General features: G+C 64.9%; 17 protein-coding genes. 3 read left to right on the top strand and 14 right to left on the bottom strand.

Features of this window, described 5'->3' with window-relative positions; all coding sequences use genetic code 11:
- Positions 1 to 3 precede the first annotated feature (3 nt).
- The 12 genes from QGV55_RS05695 to ccoN form a co-directional block, all read right to left on the bottom strand.
- Positions 4 to 1,410, bottom strand: coding sequence for an amidase (locus QGV55_RS05695; protein WP_281020081.1), 1,407 nt, complete (start codon positions 1,408 to 1,410; stop codon positions 4 to 6).
- The gene (locus tag QGV55_RS05690) at positions 1,403 to 1,612 is read right to left on the bottom strand and encodes a hypothetical protein (RefSeq protein WP_281017823.1); all 210 of its coding nucleotides are present in this window, start codon (positions 1,610 to 1,612) and stop codon (positions 1,403 to 1,405) included. Before QGV55_RS05690 ends, QGV55_RS05695 begins: the two co-directional genes overlap by 8 nt.
- Positions 1,613 to 1,654: 42 nt before the next feature.
- Positions 1,655 to 2,830: an NADH:flavin oxidoreductase/NADH oxidase gene (locus tag QGV55_RS05685; RefSeq protein WP_281017824.1), complete on the bottom strand. Its 1,176-nt coding sequence runs from the start codon at positions 2,828 to 2,830 to the stop codon at positions 1,655 to 1,657.
- Between the two features lie 5 nt (positions 2,831 to 2,835).
- Complete coding sequence (locus QGV55_RS05680) at positions 2,836 to 3,312, bottom strand: nuclear transport factor 2 family protein (RefSeq protein ID WP_281017825.1); 477 nt, start codon at positions 3,310 to 3,312, stop codon at positions 2,836 to 2,838.
- Positions 3,313 to 3,438: 126 nt separating this feature from the next.
- Complete coding sequence (ccoS, locus tag QGV55_RS05675) at positions 3,439 to 3,579, bottom strand: cbb3-type cytochrome oxidase assembly protein CcoS (protein ID WP_281017826.1); 141 nt, start codon at positions 3,577 to 3,579, stop codon at positions 3,439 to 3,441.
- Positions 3,576 to 5,822, bottom strand: coding sequence for a heavy metal translocating P-type ATPase (locus QGV55_RS05670; protein ID WP_281017827.1), 2,247 nt, complete (start codon positions 5,820 to 5,822; stop codon positions 3,576 to 3,578). The genes ccoS and QGV55_RS05670 overlap by 4 nt, the downstream gene beginning before the upstream one ends.
- On the bottom strand, positions 5,822 to 6,307 hold the full coding sequence (locus tag QGV55_RS05665; protein WP_281017828.1) for a FixH family protein: 486 nt from the start codon (positions 6,305 to 6,307) through the stop codon (positions 5,822 to 5,824). The genes QGV55_RS05670 and QGV55_RS05665 overlap by 1 nt, the downstream gene beginning before the upstream one ends.
- Before the next feature lie 4 nt (positions 6,308 to 6,311).
- On the bottom strand, positions 6,312 to 7,805 hold the full coding sequence (ccoG, locus tag QGV55_RS05660; RefSeq protein ID WP_281017829.1) for a cytochrome c oxidase accessory protein CcoG: 1,494 nt from the start codon (positions 7,803 to 7,805) through the stop codon (positions 6,312 to 6,314).
- A gap of 6 nt (positions 7,806 to 7,811) precedes the next feature.
- Complete coding sequence (ccoP, locus tag QGV55_RS05655; protein WP_281017830.1) at positions 7,812 to 8,681, bottom strand: cytochrome-c oxidase, cbb3-type subunit III; 870 nt, start codon at positions 8,679 to 8,681, stop codon at positions 7,812 to 7,814.
- Entirely contained in the window at positions 8,678 to 8,857 is a 180-nt protein-coding gene (locus QGV55_RS05650; RefSeq protein ID WP_281017831.1) for a cbb3-type cytochrome c oxidase subunit 3, read from the bottom strand. The genes ccoP and QGV55_RS05650 overlap by 4 nt, the downstream gene beginning before the upstream one ends.
- Positions 8,858 to 8,862: 5 nt before the next feature.
- Positions 8,863 to 9,588 carry a cytochrome-c oxidase, cbb3-type subunit II gene (gene ccoO / locus QGV55_RS05645; protein WP_281017832.1) on the bottom strand — a complete coding sequence of 242 codons (726 nt, stop codon included), beginning with the start codon at positions 9,586 to 9,588 and terminating at the stop codon, positions 8,863 to 8,865.
- An 11-nt stretch (positions 9,589 to 9,599) separates the two neighbouring features.
- Positions 9,600 to 11,216 (bottom strand): cytochrome-c oxidase, cbb3-type subunit I, encoded by a 1,617-nt coding sequence (gene ccoN / locus QGV55_RS05640; protein ID WP_281017833.1) that lies wholly within the window; start codon positions 11,214 to 11,216, stop codon positions 9,600 to 9,602.
- 209 nt (positions 11,217 to 11,425) lie between these two features.
- Between ccoN and QGV55_RS05635 the strand changes: the two genes are divergently transcribed.
- Complete coding sequence (locus QGV55_RS05635; protein WP_281017834.1) at positions 11,426 to 11,881, top strand: hemerythrin domain-containing protein; 456 nt, start codon at positions 11,426 to 11,428, stop codon at positions 11,879 to 11,881.
- Here the strand turns inward: QGV55_RS05635 and QGV55_RS05630 are convergent.
- Together QGV55_RS05630 and QGV55_RS05625 are read right to left on the bottom strand one after the other, a co-directional pair.
- Positions 11,868 to 12,596 (bottom strand): Crp/Fnr family transcriptional regulator, encoded by a 729-nt coding sequence (locus tag QGV55_RS05630; RefSeq protein ID WP_281017835.1) that lies wholly within the window; start codon positions 12,594 to 12,596, stop codon positions 11,868 to 11,870. The genes QGV55_RS05635 and QGV55_RS05630 overlap by 14 nt on opposite strands.
- 116 nt (positions 12,597 to 12,712) lie before the next feature.
- A complete protein-coding gene (locus QGV55_RS05625) occupies positions 12,713 to 13,738 on the bottom strand; it encodes a proline racemase family protein (RefSeq protein ID WP_281017836.1) in 1,026 nt (341 codons plus the stop codon).
- A 123-nt stretch (positions 13,739 to 13,861) separates the two neighbouring features.
- Between QGV55_RS05625 and QGV55_RS05620 the strand changes: the two genes are divergently transcribed.
- Positions 13,862 to 14,632 (top strand): enoyl-CoA hydratase/isomerase family protein, encoded by a 771-nt coding sequence (locus QGV55_RS05620; RefSeq protein WP_281017837.1) that lies wholly within the window; start codon positions 13,862 to 13,864, stop codon positions 14,630 to 14,632.
- Between the two features lie 79 nt (positions 14,633 to 14,711).
- Positions 14,712 to 15,845 (top strand): aromatic ring-hydroxylating dioxygenase subunit alpha, encoded by a 1,134-nt coding sequence (locus QGV55_RS05615; protein WP_281017838.1) that lies wholly within the window; start codon positions 14,712 to 14,714, stop codon positions 15,843 to 15,845.
- The last annotated feature ends 99 nt before the right edge of the window (positions 15,846 to 15,944 follow it).

Below are 15,944 nucleotides of genomic sequence, written 5' to 3'. Positions count from 1 at the left end.
GGTTCAATAATCCGGCCTTTTCCGATGCCAGTCGGTTGCCTGCTGGTAGGCGTGGGCGACGTTGAGCACCGTTGCCTCGTCGAACGGACGCCCGGCGAACTGGATGCTGGCGGGCATGCCGTCTTCTGCCAGGCCGCAGGGGATGACGACGGCGGGCTGGCCGGTCAGGTCGAAGGGTTCGGTATTGCGCAGGATGGCGCCGAAGACGGCTTCCTCCGTGCCGTTGATGTCCACCATCTCCTGCCCCAGCGGCGTTGCGGTATGGGCGATGCCGGGGGTGGCGAGCACGTCCACATCGGCCATGATCCGCGCGACCTCCGTCCCCAGCAGGGTGCGGTAGCGCTGGGCGTGCAGGTAGTCCTTGGCCAGCATCTGGTCACCGATCTCCAGGAAGGCCCGCACCTGCTCCGTATAGAGGTCCGCACGGTCGTCCAGGGTGTCGTCGTGATAGGCCGTGGCCTCGGAGATGTAGATGGCCATGGCGGCGGCGGCTGACGCCTCGATATGGGGAATGTCGACCTCCACCAGTTCCGCGCCCATGGCGGCGAGTTCTGCCAGCGCGGCATCGACAAGGCTCACCACCTGTCCCTGCGCCTGATCGAAGAAGTAGCGGCGGGGGATTCCGATGCGCAGGCCGCGTATGTCGCCGGTCAGGGCTGCCGGGTAATCCGGCACGGGCCGGTCGGCGGAGGCGGCATCGCGCGGATCGTGCCCGGCGATTGCGCCCAGGAAGATCGCGGCATCCATCGCGGAGCGTGCCAGCGGCCCGGCATGGTCCATCGACCAGCAGAGCGGCAGGATCCCGGCCCGGCTGACCCGGCCATAGGTGGGTTTCAGGCCGGTCAGGCCGCAGCAGGCGGCGGGCATGCGGATGGAACCGCCGGTGTCGCTGCCGGAGGCGACAGGGACCAGCCCGGCGGCCACGGCGGCACCCGAGCCACCGCTGGAACCGCCGGTGATCCGATCCGTGTTCCAGGGATTGCGGGTGGGGCCGAACATGGAGCTCTCGTTGGTCGGTCCATAGGCGAACTCATGCGTGTTGAGCTTGCCCAGCATTACCGTTCCCGCCGCCGCCAGCAGCGCTGCAACGGTGGAATCCTCGGTCGGGACATTGTCGGCCAGCACGCGGGATCCACCGGTCGTGCGCACGCCTGCCGTCGCATAGAGGTCCTTGTGACCCAGCGGGATACCATGCAGCGGGCCGCGATAGCTGCCGGACTGAATCTCCGTCTCAGCCGCCTTGGCCGTGGCGCGCGCGGCCTCCGGCGTCACGGTGACGAAGGCGTTCAGCCCCGCGTTCGCCTGGTCGATTCGGGCCAGGAAGGCATCCGTCACCTCGACCGGTGAAACATGTTTCGCGGCGATCAGCGCGCCCAGTTCGACGACATCCAGTCGGGTCAGGTCAGTCATTGGAGGTGCCCTCCACCGGGGTGAAGACGGGAGCCGGTTCCACGTCCTTCAGCGGCAGGGCGCGGAGCTGTTCCATCATGCCGAGGATGGGTTCCAGCGCTTCGGCATAGGCCGCCGCGCGCTCCGGTTCAAGCGGGTGGCCCGCATTCTCGCGCGCCACTGCTGCTACGGTTTCTGCCGTGATCGGTTTGCGTTCGCCCATCTGCCCAGCCCCTTCAGTCCTGTCATGTATCGTGCCGTGGTATCAGCCGGCAGCCTTCTTCAGGTTCTCCGTATCCGAATCCCCGGCCCGGCCACCGAACATGCCCTTCGACCGCATGGCCAGCCAGTGACCGTACTGCACCGGCCAGTCGTCGAAGGCATCCGGTTCGCCCAGCGCAAGCGCGGCATGGCGTGCCCAGTAGGGATCATGCAGCACTTCACGGGCCAGCGCCGTGAAATCAGCGGCACCGGAGCGCAGGATGGTCTCCGCCTGCGCGGCATCGGTGATCAGCCCGACGGCCTGGGTCATGATCTCCGCCTCGCGCCGGATCGTCGCCGCATGGCCGACCTGATAGCCGGGCGTCGAGGGTGGCAGGGTGTTCTCGCCATAGCCCGCGATACCGCCGGAGGAGCAGTCGATGACATCGACCCCCAGCGCCTTCGCCCGCCTGGCCAGTTCCACCGAATCCGCAATGTCCCAGCCATCCCGCTTGCCATCGACGCAGGAGATGCGGAGGAACAGCGGCTTCTCCGCGGGCCAGGCGGCGCGCACGGCCTCCGTCACCTCCAGCGTGAAACGCATCCGTCCGTTGCGGTCACCACCGTAGGCATCGCTGCGGCGATTGGAGAGCGGGGAGAGGAAACTGTGGCTCAGATAGCCATGGGCACTGTGGATCTCCACCATGTCGAAGCCGAGTTGCTCGGCGCGGCGCGTGGCATCGACCCATTTGTCCACCATGTCCGCGATCTCGCTGACGGAGAGCTCGTGCGGCACGATCCAGCCCTCGTCGAAGGGCACCGCGCTGGCGCCCACTGTCTCCCACGGCACCTCGCCCTTCGCGATCTCGCGTGGTGAGAGCGGACAATCCCCCTCCCACGGGCGGCTGATGCTGGCCTTGCGTCCCGCGTGGGCCAGCTGGACACCGATGGCCGCGCCACGGGCCTTCACCTGCTGCACGATGGGACGCATCGGTTCCATGTGCGCGTCGGACCAGAGGCCGCTGTCGCCCCAGGTGATGCGGCCCCGCTTCTCGACCGCCGTCGCCTCCATGATCACCAGCCCGGCACCGCCCATGGCAAACTGGTTCAGGTGCGTCAGATGCCAGTCGTTCAGCATGCCATCGACCGCCGAGTACTGACACATGGGTGCGATGACGACGCGGTTCTTGAAGGTCTGCCCGCGCACCTGGATGGGGCTGAACAGTGACGTGCGGGCCATTGCGATCAGTCCCCGCGCACGATTTCGGTTCCGGCCCAGCTCTCCAGGCTCGGAACGTTGAAGTTCACCAGGAAATCGATCTTCGAGAACAGCCACTTGCCATCGCGGCGAACGTAGGTCTCGTCATAGTCCCCCAGGATCCAGCGGCTGACCTTCTGGCCATCCTCCATCATCGTGCAGGGCATCAGGATGCGCCACTTGCCGGTCGCGGTGTCGCCGTCAACGTCAATGACGAAGTTCATCGCCAGATGGGCGGCAAAGACGATCTGGGCGGAGATGCCGCCGAAGAATTCCTCGATGGCCGCGCGACCATCGTGATGACCGAAGACGGCGCTGGTCCAGACCGCCTCATCCACGAACAGCGGCCCCAGCCTGTCCGGCAGATAACCCAGATCGCATTCGTTCATGTAGACGTGTTTCAGCTTCTTGATTGCCTCGATCGACTCGAGACGGTCAACGCGTGCAGCCAGATCTTCGCTCATGTCCGGAACTCCCTTGATGCGGGACCGGAACAGTCAGGTTTTCCAGCCGCCGTAGATACAAGAGTGAGTACCCGGGGCGATGAGAGTCAACGAACAACCCCTTGTTGCAGGGCGAACCGACGCCTCTCAGTCGTCGTCCAGCAGGATGCGTTCGGCCGCACCGTCCGGGTCATCGAACTGGCCGGAGCGCAGCGCCCAGACGAAGGCCGCCAGCCCCAGACCGCCGAGCAGCAGCGCCACGGGCACGAGATAGAGGAGCACGTTCATGCCGGAGCCTCCTGACTCTCCCGGACCACCTTCGGCGCACCGCCGGTCCGGCGCAATGACAGGCCCGGCAGGCGCAGGCGCAGGGCATTGAGCGTGACCACAAGGGAAGATGATGACATGGCAATGGCCGCGACCAGGGGCGACGCGCCGCCGAGCACCGCAACCGGCACGGCGACAAGGTTGTAGGCCAGGGCCAGGCCGAAGTTCTGCACGATCAGTGCACGGGCGCGCCGGGCGATCCGCATGGCCTCCGTCACCGCGTCCAGCCGTTCGGAGAGAAAGACGATGTCGGCCGCCGCCCGCCCCAGGTCGGAGGCACTGGCCGGTGCCATGGAGACATGCGCCGCCGCCAGGGCGGGGCCGTCATTGATACCGTCTCCAACCATCAGGGGCCTCTGGCCATCCACCACAAGCGCCTGAATCGCTTCGATCTTGTCTTCCGGGCGCTGTTCCGCGCGCCAGTCGGCAATACCCGCAGCCTGCGCCGTATCCGCGACCGCCGTCGCATTGTCACCCGAGATCAGCAGCGGCGCGAAGCCATCGGCCTGCAGCGCCGCAATGGTCTCCACCGCACCATCGCGCAGGGTATCAGCCAGGACCGCATGGCCCTGCGGCACGCCATCAATGGACAGCCAGAGTTCCATGCCCGAGGGAACGGTAACGCCGTTGCCGGGACCGGCAAACGCACGGCTGCCCAGCCGGACCAGACGCCCGTCCGTCGTACCCGACATGCCCTGTCCCGGGTGTTCCGTGACCGCCGTCAGAACCGGGGCCGGGGCGGAAGTGGCGCCCTGCCCGGCCAGCATGGCCTGTGCCAGCGGATGGCGGCTGTGCGCGGCAAGCGCCTGCGCAAGGACCATGGCTGACGGGGGCAGATCGCATCGGAGGATATGCGGCTTGCCGCTTGTCAGGGTCCCGGTCTTGTCCAGCACCACACGCCGCGCCTCCGCCAGTCGCTCCAGCGCCGTGCCGTCCTTGATCAGGATGCCCTTGCCGAACAGGACACCGCTCGCCACCACCTGAACGGCGGGGACAGCCAGACCCAGGGCGCAGGGACAGGTGATGATCAGCACCGAAACGGCGATCCAGAGCGACTGTCCCCAGTCACCACCGGTCGCCAGCATCCAGCCGATGAAGGTCAGCAGCGCCACCAGATGGACCGCAGGCGCGTAGATCTGCGCGGCGCGATCGGCGAGGCGCAGGTAGCGGGCGCGCCCGCTCTCCGCTTCCTCCATCAGCCGAACGACCTGGGCCAGGAACGTATGCTGTCCCACCGCTGTCGCCCGCAGTGTCAGCGGGTGCGTCAGGACAAGTGTTCCGGCCTCCACCTGATCACCGGGACCAAGCGTGACGGGCATGGATTCGCCGGTGACGATGGAGCGGTCCAGGTCGCCCTGTCCTTCGATGATCTGGCCATCGACGGGCGCACGCTCCCCTGCCGCGACACGGATCATGTCACCGGCATTGACCGTCTCGACCGGCACGCGCTGCTGTCCGCCATCCACCAGCAGGGTGACATCGGACGCCATCAGCGAAAGCAGTTGCCCGACCGTGTCCCGGGCTCTGGCACGCACGCGGTGGTCCAGGTAGCGTCCCACAAGCAGGAAGAAGAGCAGCATCACGGCTGCATCGAAGAAGGCTTCCTCGCCCCCCGAGATCGCGGCGTCGAGGCTGAGGCCACCGGCCAGCAGCACGGCCAGCGAGATCGGCACATCCATGTTCAGGCTGCGCCCCTTGACCGCGCGCCATGCCGAACGGAAGAAGGGGCGGCCCGCAAACAGGATCGCCGGCAGGGCGATCAGGGCAGAGATCCAGTGAAACAGGTCGCGCGTCGCACCTTCCGCACCCGACCAGACGGAGACGGAGAGCAGCATCACGTTGCCGGCGGCAAAGCCCGCCACCGCAAGCGCGAACAGCAGTTCCCTGCCCTGCCTGTCCTGGGCGGCCGAACCGGCCTCCGCCGCGCTGAAGGTCCGGCAGTCATAGCCCAGTCCCTCCACCGTCGGGATGACGTCGTCCCCGGCGGCCCCGGCGCCGAGGCCGACCCGCAGGCGGCGCGTCGACAGGTTCAGCCGCGCGCTCTCGACCCCCGGCAGACCGCTCACCGCACCTTCGATGCGGGAAATGCAGCCCGCGCAGTGAACACCGGGAATGATCAGTTCCAGGGTATTGCCTTCCATGCTGCGCGGTGCCGTCTTGCGCGGCGCCGGGGCGCAGGCGGCACCGGAGGTGCAGCAGCTCATCAGTCCTCTCCGACCCTGATCTGGAAGATCCGCCGGAACCGCTGTCCGTCCGCATTGGTGGCCGTCAGGTCCACATCCCAGAAACCGGCCCCCAGGGGCAGTTCCGTCGTGTAGCTGCCGGAGCCTGTCCTGGTCAGCACGACAGCACGGTCGTCACGGGCGGTCACCGGGCGTCCTACCCGGCCCGTGACCTCCAGGTCGCGCAGCGGCATGCCCTGCGCATCGCGATAGGTCAGGGACAGCTCACCATCATTCCAGACCAGCGCCACGGACCAGTTCAGGGCTGCCTGTGCCCGGGCCTCGTCCTGGTCCCGGTTGAAGTTCTGGCTTGCGACATAGCTGTTGCGCACCACCAGCCCGTTGTCCGTCCTCAGTGCCATGGTCATCAGCACCATGTTGACGGCAATGATCACACCGAAGAACGCGAGGACATAGATCAGCATCCGGCGTCCGGTGAACGGCTTCTCGACATGCACTGCACTCATTGCCTTACTCCTCCGGTGCCCTGAAGATCGCGCCATAGTGCGCCTGCTCGATGCCGGTCAGGTCCGTGACCGAGAAGCGGAAGCTGTTTGCGCCGGGTTCGACCGACTCACGGGGCACGGCAACATAGACCTGCAACTGCTGCACCTGATCCGCGTCCAGCACGAATTCGCGTGTACGGCTTGGCCAGAGGTCATCGCCAACCACAGTCATCAGCGCATCCGGCAGATCCGAGATCTGCAGCAGGACACGGCGTTCCCGCTGCTCCATGTTCAGGATCTTCACGGTGTAGCCATTGCGGATGCTGCCGTCGGAAAGCACCACATACTGCGGATTGCGGTCGCGCAGGACGTTGATGTCCAGCCTGTCGCGGGTGAACAGGACGAACAGCATCGCCAGGCCGATGCAGGACCAGAGCGTTGCATAGAGCAGCGTGCGGGCGCGGAAGATGGTCTTCTTCAGCGGCAGGGCGGGACGCCCGTCGGCATTGGCCTCGTAGCTCTTCAGTGTGGTGTAGGAAATCAGGTCGGGCGTGCCGCCGGTCCGCGCCATGATGCTGTTGCAGGCATCGACGCAGAGCGCGCAGTTGATGCATTCCAGTTGCTGGCCGTCGCGAATGTCGATGCCCATCGGGCAGACCGCGACACACTGGTTGCAGTCGATGCAGTCCCCCAGCTGGGACGCGTCGGCCGACTTGCGGTGGCGGCCACGCGGCTCCCCCCGCCAGTCCTGATAGGTCACGGTCAGCGAGTTCTCGTCCATCATCGCCGCCTGGATGCGCGGCCAGGGACACATGTAGGTGCAGACCTGTTCGCGCATGAAGCCGCCGAAGACGAATGTCGTGGCGGTCAGCACACCGACGGTGACATAGGCGATCGCCGACGCCTCCAGCGTGAACAGCTTCACGAACAGGGCCGGCGCGTCGGCAAAATAGAAGACCCAGGCGCCGCCTGTCGCGACCGCGATCAGCAGCCAGATCAGGTACTTGGTGAACCGCTTGCGGATCTTCGCGGCGTTCCATGGTGACTTGTCGAGACGGAAGCGGGCGTTCCTGTCCCCCTCCAGCCAGCGTTCCACATGGACGTAGAGATCAACCCAGACGGTCTGCGGGCAGGCATAGCCGCACCAGGCCCGTCCCAGCACCGAGGTGACGAGGAACAGCCCGATCCCGGCCATGATCAGCATGCCCGCGACGTAATAGAATTCCTGCGGCCAGATCTCGATGAAGAAGAAGAAGAACCGGCGATGCTCCAGGTCCACCAGCACCGCCTGGTCGGGCATGCCGACACCACGGTCCCAGCGCAGCCAGGGGGTCACGTAATAGATGGCCAGCAGGACACCCATGATCCACCACTTCAGCCGCCGGAAGGTTCCGGCGACCCGCATGGGGTGGATCGATTCCCGTGCCTTGTAGAGGGAGCGGTGCTGGCGGCTGTTGACCGCCTCCACCTCGATCCGTGCGACGCCATCAACCGCTACATTGGCATCCTTGCTGGCCACAGGTTGCTACTCCCCGCCACCGAGAGAATGGACATAGATGGTGAGCTGCTTGATCGTCACCGGGTCGAGCTTGTCCCCCCAGGCGGGCATGACGCCGTGACGCGGGGCGTGGATCTGCCGGGCAATGTCAGCCTCCGTGCTGCCGTAGAGCCAGATGGCATCCGCGAGGTTCGGCGCCCCCTGTTCACGGTCACCCTTTCCGGCATCACCGTGGCAGGCGGCACAGTTGTCCGCATAGAGCTCGGCACCCTCCGCTGCCAGTTCCGCGTCATGCGGCTGGCCGGCGAACGCAAGGACCCGGTTCGCCACCGCCTTGACCTGTTCCCTGTCCAGAATGCCGTCGCGCCCGAAGGCCGGCATTTCCGAGAAGCGGGTCTCATCGTCACCGGGGTGACGGATGCCATGCCGCAGGGTGGTTGCAATGTTCTCCAGATCGCCGCCCCAGATCCATTCGTCATCGTTCAGGTTCGGATAACCGGGAGACCCGGCCGCCCCCGACCCATGACACTGCGAGCAATTCACGGCAAAGGCCGCACGGCCACCGTTGATCGCGAACTGCAGCATGTCGGCATCCTGGCGAATCTCGGCGAGCGGCAGGCTATCGACCTTCGAGATCATCTCCGACTGGGCAGCGCGGGCATCCTGGATGTCCTGATGCACGGCGGCACGGCTGGAATAGCCAAGCACTCCGGGTGTCGCCTCCGACACCATGGGCACCGCAGGATAGAAGATCATGTATCCGAAGGCCCAGACAATGCAGGCCAGGAACGTCCAGAGCCACCAGCGTGGCAAGGGATTGTCCAGTTCCCGAATGCCGTCCCACTCATGACCGGTGGTGTCGACGCCGGTCACCTCGTCTGTCTTTTTCTCGCTCATTTGCCAGGCTCCCGCACGTCAGGCTTCCGATCATCCTTGAGGGGCAACTCCGCACATTTCCGGAAATGGCTTCCGGCACCGGGGCGGAACAGCACCGCAACCGCAACGACGAAGGTCAGGAACAGAAAGACCAGACCCCAGGTATCGGCCAGATGCCGCAGTGTTTCGTGATCCATCATGCTCACCTGAAATTTTCATCGGCGCGGTAGGCGGAGAAGTCCACCAGGGTGCCGAGCATCTGCATGTAGGCGATCAGCGCATCCATCTCCGTCAGGGCACGCGGATTGCCGTCGAAATCACCCGTCTGGGCCTTGGGGTAGCGGGCGAGCAGCCCGTCCCAGTCGGCATCCGGATCGGCCTGGTCCCGGATGTCGGCCTCCGCTGCCTCGATCATGGCATCGTCGTAGGGGACACCCACCGCCCGATTTGCCTTCAGGTGCGCGACGATATCATCTGTCCTGAGTTCGGATGTCAGCAGGAACCTGTATCCGGGCATGACCGATTCCGGCACGACGGAACGGGGATCCGTCAGGTGCTGGACATGCCATTCGTTCGAATAGCGCTGCCCGACCCGGGCCAGATCGGGTCCCGTGCGTTTCGACCCCCACTGGAAGGGATGGTCGTACATGCTCTCCGCCGCCAGGCTGTAGTGGCCATAGCGCTCCACCTCATCCCGCATGGGACGGATCATCTGGCTGTGACAGTTGTAGCAGCCCTCCCGCACGTAGATGTTGCGCCCGGCCAGTTCCAGCGGTGAATAGGGACGCACCCCCTCCACCTTCTCGATCGTGTTCTGCATGTAGAACAGAGGCGCGATCTCGACGATGCCGCCGATGGAGACGACAAGCAGGCTGAGCACCAGCATCAGGGTGGCGTTCTTTTCGATGCGTGAATGATCGAATTTCATCGGATCCTCCCTCAGGCTGCCGAGTTGGCGGTTGCGGTTGCCGGGACGTCGCTGGCGACGGCGCGGATTTCAGGCGTGCCCTTGATGGTCCGCCAGACGTTGTAGACCATCAGGAAGGCACCGCTGATGTAGACCAGACCGCCGAACGCCCGGATGACGTAGAAGGGATGCATGGCATTGACCGTCTCGGCGAAGCTGTAGACCAGGAAGCCGTTCGGGTCGTACTCGCGCCACATCAGGCCCTGGGTGATACCGCTGACCCACATCGCCGCCGCGTAGATGACGATGCCGATGGTCGCCAGCCAGACATGCCAGCTGACAAGTCGCAGGCTGTAGAGGCCGGCCCGGTTCCAGAGCCGTGGCACCAGGAAGTAGACCGCACCGAAGCTGATCATGCCAACCCAGCCGAGCGCACCGGAATGCACGTGCCCGATGGTCCAGTCGGTGTAGTGGCTGAGCCCGTTCACCGCCTTGATGGACATCATCGGCCCCTCGAAGGTCGACATGCCGTAGAAGGCGACCGCGACGACCATCATGCGCAGCACGGGATCGGTACGCAGCTTGTCCCAGGCCCCCGACAGGGTCATCAGGCCATTGATCATGCCGCCCCAGCTGGGCATCCACAGCATGATGGAGAACACCATTCCCAGGGTCTGCGCCCAGTCCGGCAGCGCCGTGTAGTGCAGGTGATGCGGACCGGCCCAGATGTAGAGGAAGATCAGCGCCCAGAAATGGATGATCGAGAGGCGATAGCTGTAGACCGGCCGTTCCGCCTGCTTCGGCACGAAGTAGTACATCATGCCGAGGAAGCCCGCGGTCAGGAAGAAGCCGACTGCGTTATGGCCGTACCACCACTGGGTCAGCGCATCCTGCACGCCGGAGAAGGCCGAATAGCTCTTGGAACCCAGGAAGGAAACCGGCACCGCCAGATTGTTCACCAGATGCAGCATGGCGACGGTGACGATGAAGGCGAGATAGAACCAGTTGGCAACGTAGATGTGCGGTTCCTTGCGCTTGAACAGCGTGAACAGGAAGACCAGCAGATAGGCCACCCACACCAGCGTCAGCCAGATGTCGACGTACCATTCCGGTTCCGCATATTCCTTCGACTGGGTGACACCCATGACGTAGCCGGTGGCCGCCAGCACGATGAAGAGCTGATAGCCCCAGAAAACGAACCAGTGCAGCCCGCCCAGCGCCAGCCGGGTGCGGCAGGTCCGCTGCACGACATAGAAGCTGGTGGCGAGCAGCGCGTTGCCGCCGAAGGCAAAGATCACCGCAGAGGTATGCAGCGGCCGCAAGCGTCCGAAACTGGAGAAGGAATATCCGAGATTGAGCTCGGGGAACGCCAGTTGCAAGGCGATGACCAGCCCGACCAGGAAGCCGACGACCCCCCAGAACACGGTCGCGATGACGCCGAAACGGACGACGCCGTCGGCATAGCTGTTCTCCGTATCCTCCTGCGACGGCCTGTCGAGCCGTTGCAGCAGCGCGACGATCGCAACCAGACTGGCCGCGACAATGACCCAGGCATGGGCCTGGAACAGTGCGTCGTGTCCCCGCGCCGCACCGAATAGACCTGCCACGGCGGCGAGGCCCAGCAGGATGATCAAGACTACATTGCCCATGGAAGTTCCCTCTGCTTCCGCTCCGAACGGGAGCTGCATGCCGAGAGCAGTAGGTGGGGGCCGGTCCCGACGCCTTGATCTGGATCAATTCACAACCACGCGCGTGTGAGACACTTGCATCAATCGACCACGCAGCGGGCGTCGCTGCCCTCCAGGAACTGGCTCAATCAATGGACCAAAAACTGCCATTTTCTCCACTGAAACAGGCGATGACTGCGCAGATGACGGCGGAGGCCGACAGCGAATCCAGTTTCCGTGCGGAACACGATCTGATCCGCGCTGTCTGCGACAGGCTGGAGGCCATTGCCGATGCCCTGCCCGTCGTCCCCCGGCGCGAAAGTTTCTCGGAACTGATCACCCTGCTGCAGTTCGGCATTCCCGCCCATTGCCGGCACGAGGAAGCCGCACTGAAGGAGGCGCTGGGCCGCAGCAAGGAAGGACAGGCATGGCTGAGGCAGGCCGCCGGTCTGATCATCGAGGAGCACCATGACAACGAAACGATCATGCTGGAACTGGCCGAGGCGCTGGAAGAATATGGCACCCGGCAGGACCCGGCCCGCGCCGACGCACTCGGCTATCTGATCCGGCACTTCTTCAGCCAGATGCGCCGCCACATGGCATGGGAGGATCAGGTGATCGCGGAACTGCGCCTTATTCGCCGCTGACCTCGGTCAGGCGTTGCATGTCCAGCACCGAAAATTCCCGCGTCGCATGCAGTTGCAGCACACCGTCGGACTTCAGCCGTCCGATCTGGCGGCTGACGGTCTCGATCGTCAGGCCCAGATAGTCCGCGATCTCCGACCGGCTCAGCGGCATCTGAAAGCGGATCTCGTCACCGCCATTGTGATGGGCACAGCCGATCATGGGGGACCGTCGGGCGATCATGTACAGGAAACTCGCGACCTTCTCGGCCGCCGTCTTGCGTCCCAGCAGCAGCATCCAGTCGCGCGCGGCATCCAGTTCGTCCAGCGTGTCCTGGAACAGCCGGAACTCCATGTCCGGCTTCTCCTTCAGGATCTTCTCGAACGCGGGCTTCGGGAAGATGCAGAGCTCCACCTCGGTCGCGGCTTCGGCGAAATAGGGGCTGCGGTCCTTGAACGCCCGGCCCAGGAAATCAGGCGGAAACTGCAGGCCGACGATCTGCTGGCGTCCGTCGCTCAACAGCTTGGTCAGCTTGACTACGCCGGTCACGATATTGCCGAACCAGTTGATCGTGTCGCCCGCGCTCAGGATCGGCTCACCGGGTTGCAGCACGCGCTGTCGCGAAATGGCATTCATCATCGCCAGTTCTTCGTTCGACAGCGCGCCGCAGACCGCACGATGACGGATCGCACAGATATCGCAGCGCGTGGTGGTGATTTTCGGTGGTGCAACCTGCATGGGAACATCCTCCGGCGGAAACATCGGAACAGCATGGCATCATAACGAGCCTTCTGCCCCATTATCAGGCATTTGCGCCCACGCGACACTCTGCCCGTTCGCCCCCCGAACCACAACTACACGCCCCAGGTATCCTTCAGCCGATACCCGCGCGGCCAGGGGTCGGCGGGATCAAGCATGTGCTGATGCGTGCCGGTGATCCAGCCCCGTCCGGAAATCTCCGGGATGATCGCAGGCCTGTCGCCGACAATCGTGGTGTCGGCAATGCGTCCGGTGAAATGCGATCCGATGATCGATTCGACGGTCAGCGTGTCACCGGTCCGCATGCCCCCCTGTGCATGCAGTATCGCCATCCGCGCCGACAGCGCGGTGCCGGTCGGGGAACGGTCGATCTTGCCCGGCTGGATCGCCACGGCAGAGCGGGCATGCAGGCCCTGCCCCCGCCGCTCCAGCGGTCCCGCGAACAGGCAGAAGGAAATGTGCCGCCAGTCGGGGTTCTGCGGATGATGGAAGCCCAGTTGCGCGTTTGCGGCATTGGTCAGCCTGATTCCCATCTCCGCCAGCGCCCGCGCTTCCTCCGGCACGATGGCGAAGCCCAGTCCGGCGGCATCGACGACCACGAAACTGTCGCCGCCAAAGGCCGTGTTGACCGTGATCCGGCCAAGACCAGGAACCTCCAGCACGACCCCTGCCCTGTCCATGAAACTGGGCAGATTGCGCACCGTGATCCGCTCCGCCTTGCCGTCCCGGCATTCGGCCCTGACCCGCACCAGTCCGCCCGGAGCCTCCAGCGTCAGATGCGTGACGGGTTCCTGCATCGGGACCAGACCGGCGTCCAGCAGGACCGTCGCGACGCAGATGCTGTTGGAGCCGGACATGGGCGGTGTGTCCTCCGGCTCCATGATGATGAAGGCCGCATCGGCCTCCGGGTGCTTCGGCGGCACCAGCAGATTGACGTGGCGAAAGACACCGCCACGCGGTTCGTTCAGCACGAAGTCGCGCAGCACCCCATCCCGCGCGATGAAGTCACGCTGTTGCCAGAGGGTCTCCCCCGGTGGCGGCGCGACTCCGCCGACGATGACATCGCCCACCTCCCCCTCCGCATGGGCGGAGATCACGTGGATCACCTTGCTGCTGCGCATGTTGTCCCGTTCCGCCTCCCTGCCCTGGTGCCGATGCATCCCGCCTGCGCGTGGCGCACCGTTGAGCCGCGCGCCCATTGATGGAAGACTGCCGCGATCCGGCGCACAAGGGGGAGCAGTCGCATGGCCCATGAATTCATCATCACTGAAGTGGCCGACGGTGTCGCCACCGTCACCTTCAACCGGCCGGACGCGCTGAACGCGCTGACCATCGATCTGCTGACGGAGGCTGGCGACGCCCTGTCCGGCCTTGCGGCGCGCAATGATGTCTCTGTGGTCGTGCTGACCGGCGCGGGCCGGGCCTTTTCCGCCGGTGTCGACCTGAAGGCACTGCAGGCCAGTGGACAGGACGTCAGCGCCGGAGACGTCGGCACCGAACTCAACAGCGCCGCGCGTCGGGTGCAGAAACTGCTCTCGGAGATGCCGCAGGCGACGATCGCCAAGGTCAACGGCTTCTGCTTCACGGGCGCGCTGGAGATCATGCTGGCCTGCGACATCACCATCACCGCCGATGAGGCGAAGTTCGGCGACACGCACGCCATGATCGGCCTGCGCCCGACCTGGGGCATGACCCAGCGACTGTCGCGCAAGGTCGGCATGATGCGCGCCAAGGAGCTTTCCTTCACCGCCCGCACGATCACGGGAACGGAGGCGGCCAGCTACGGCCTGGCCCTTGAATCCGTTCCCCGCGCTGAACTGGATGCCCGCGTTGATGCACTGGCTGCCGCGATGGCCGCCAACAGTTCGGGCTCCATCGCCGCCTACAAGGATCTCTACCAGCGCTCCGAGAATGCCGGACTGGATGACGGCCTGACCTACGAGGCGGAAACCACCTACGAGATCACCGATGTGCGGGAGCGCATGGCCGCCATCCTGTCGCGGCTGAAGGGCTAGGACGCATCACACCATTCCTTGGCGGGTGCGGGGTGCAATGCTATCTGTCTGTTCATGACGGAGGTTCGGGGAGGAACTGATGGGACATTTGCTGAACGACGCTGATCTGATTGACCGGATCTTCAGTCACATCGACGGCAAGACGACGGATGCTGGCACCCAGGTGTGGCGGGAGCCGGTGGAGAACTACCGGTCCCGGGAAAGGTTCGACGCCGAGATCGAGGTGCTGCGCCGCATACCCGTCCCCTTCTGCCCCTCCGCCGCCCTCAGCGAACCGGGGTCATACATCGCGCGCACGGCCGCACGCACGCCACTGCTGGTGGTCCGTGGCGACGACGGCGTGGCCCGCGCCTTCCGCAATGCCTGCCGCCATCGCGGCATGGCCGTGGCGCGGGGGGAGGGCTGCCAGCGGTCCTTCGCCTGCCCCTATCACGCCTGGACCTATGGCCTGGACGGCAGCCTGAAACATGTGCCCGGCGAAGACGGTTTTCCCGGTCTGGACAAGGCGGACAACGGGCTGGTGCCGGTGCATGCGGTGGAGGAACGCGGGGGACTGATCTTCGTCACCCAGGACACGCCGCTGTCGGACGGGGCACTGGGCGAGATGCCAGATCTGCTGGAACCCGGGCAGGAAGTCTTCAACTCCATCAGCTTCACCGATGAATCGAACTGGAAACTGATCGGCGAGACCTCGATGGAGGGCTATCACATCAAGGCCCTGCACAATAAGTCGTTCTACCCCTACGGCTTCGACAACCTGAATGTCGTCGAGACCTACGGGCGCAATTCCCGGATCGTCTTTCCCTTCCGCCGGATCGAGAAGCTGCGACAGATTCCGCGGGAGGAACGACGCCTGAAGGGCATGGTGACCGACGTCTACCAGCTGTTTCCGAACACGCACATTTCCTACCTGACGGATCACGCGATGCTGGTGATTCTGGAGCCGGTCAGCCCGACCGAGACCCAATGGGTGATCTATCAGGTCACCCTGAAACCGGAAGACGGCAAGCCGATCGATGTCGAGGTCGCCCGCCGCGACGCCAACTTCGTGCAGGACACCGGCCTGATCGAGGATCGCGACGCAGCCCACACGATCCAGACCCACATGGAAAGCGGCGCCAACAGCCATCTGACGTTCGGCCACTTCGAGCAGGCGATCGGTCACTTTCACCGGAACCTGACCGCGCACGTGGATATGCTCGATCAGGGCTGATCCGGAACGCGCCCGCGCAGTGTCCGGTGATGTGCCCGCCGCACCACCATCACCGAGATTTCGGTATGGGCGGCCAGGTGGCGGACATTCGACGAGATC

This window comes from Minwuia sp. IMCC3009 (assembly GCF_029909415.1).
In the GTDB taxonomy this organism is placed as follows: Bacteria; Pseudomonadota; Alphaproteobacteria; order Minwuiales; family Minwuiaceae; genus Minwuia.
Note: the sequence above shows the minus strand (reverse complement) of the source record. Positions and strands in the feature narration are given on the sequence as shown.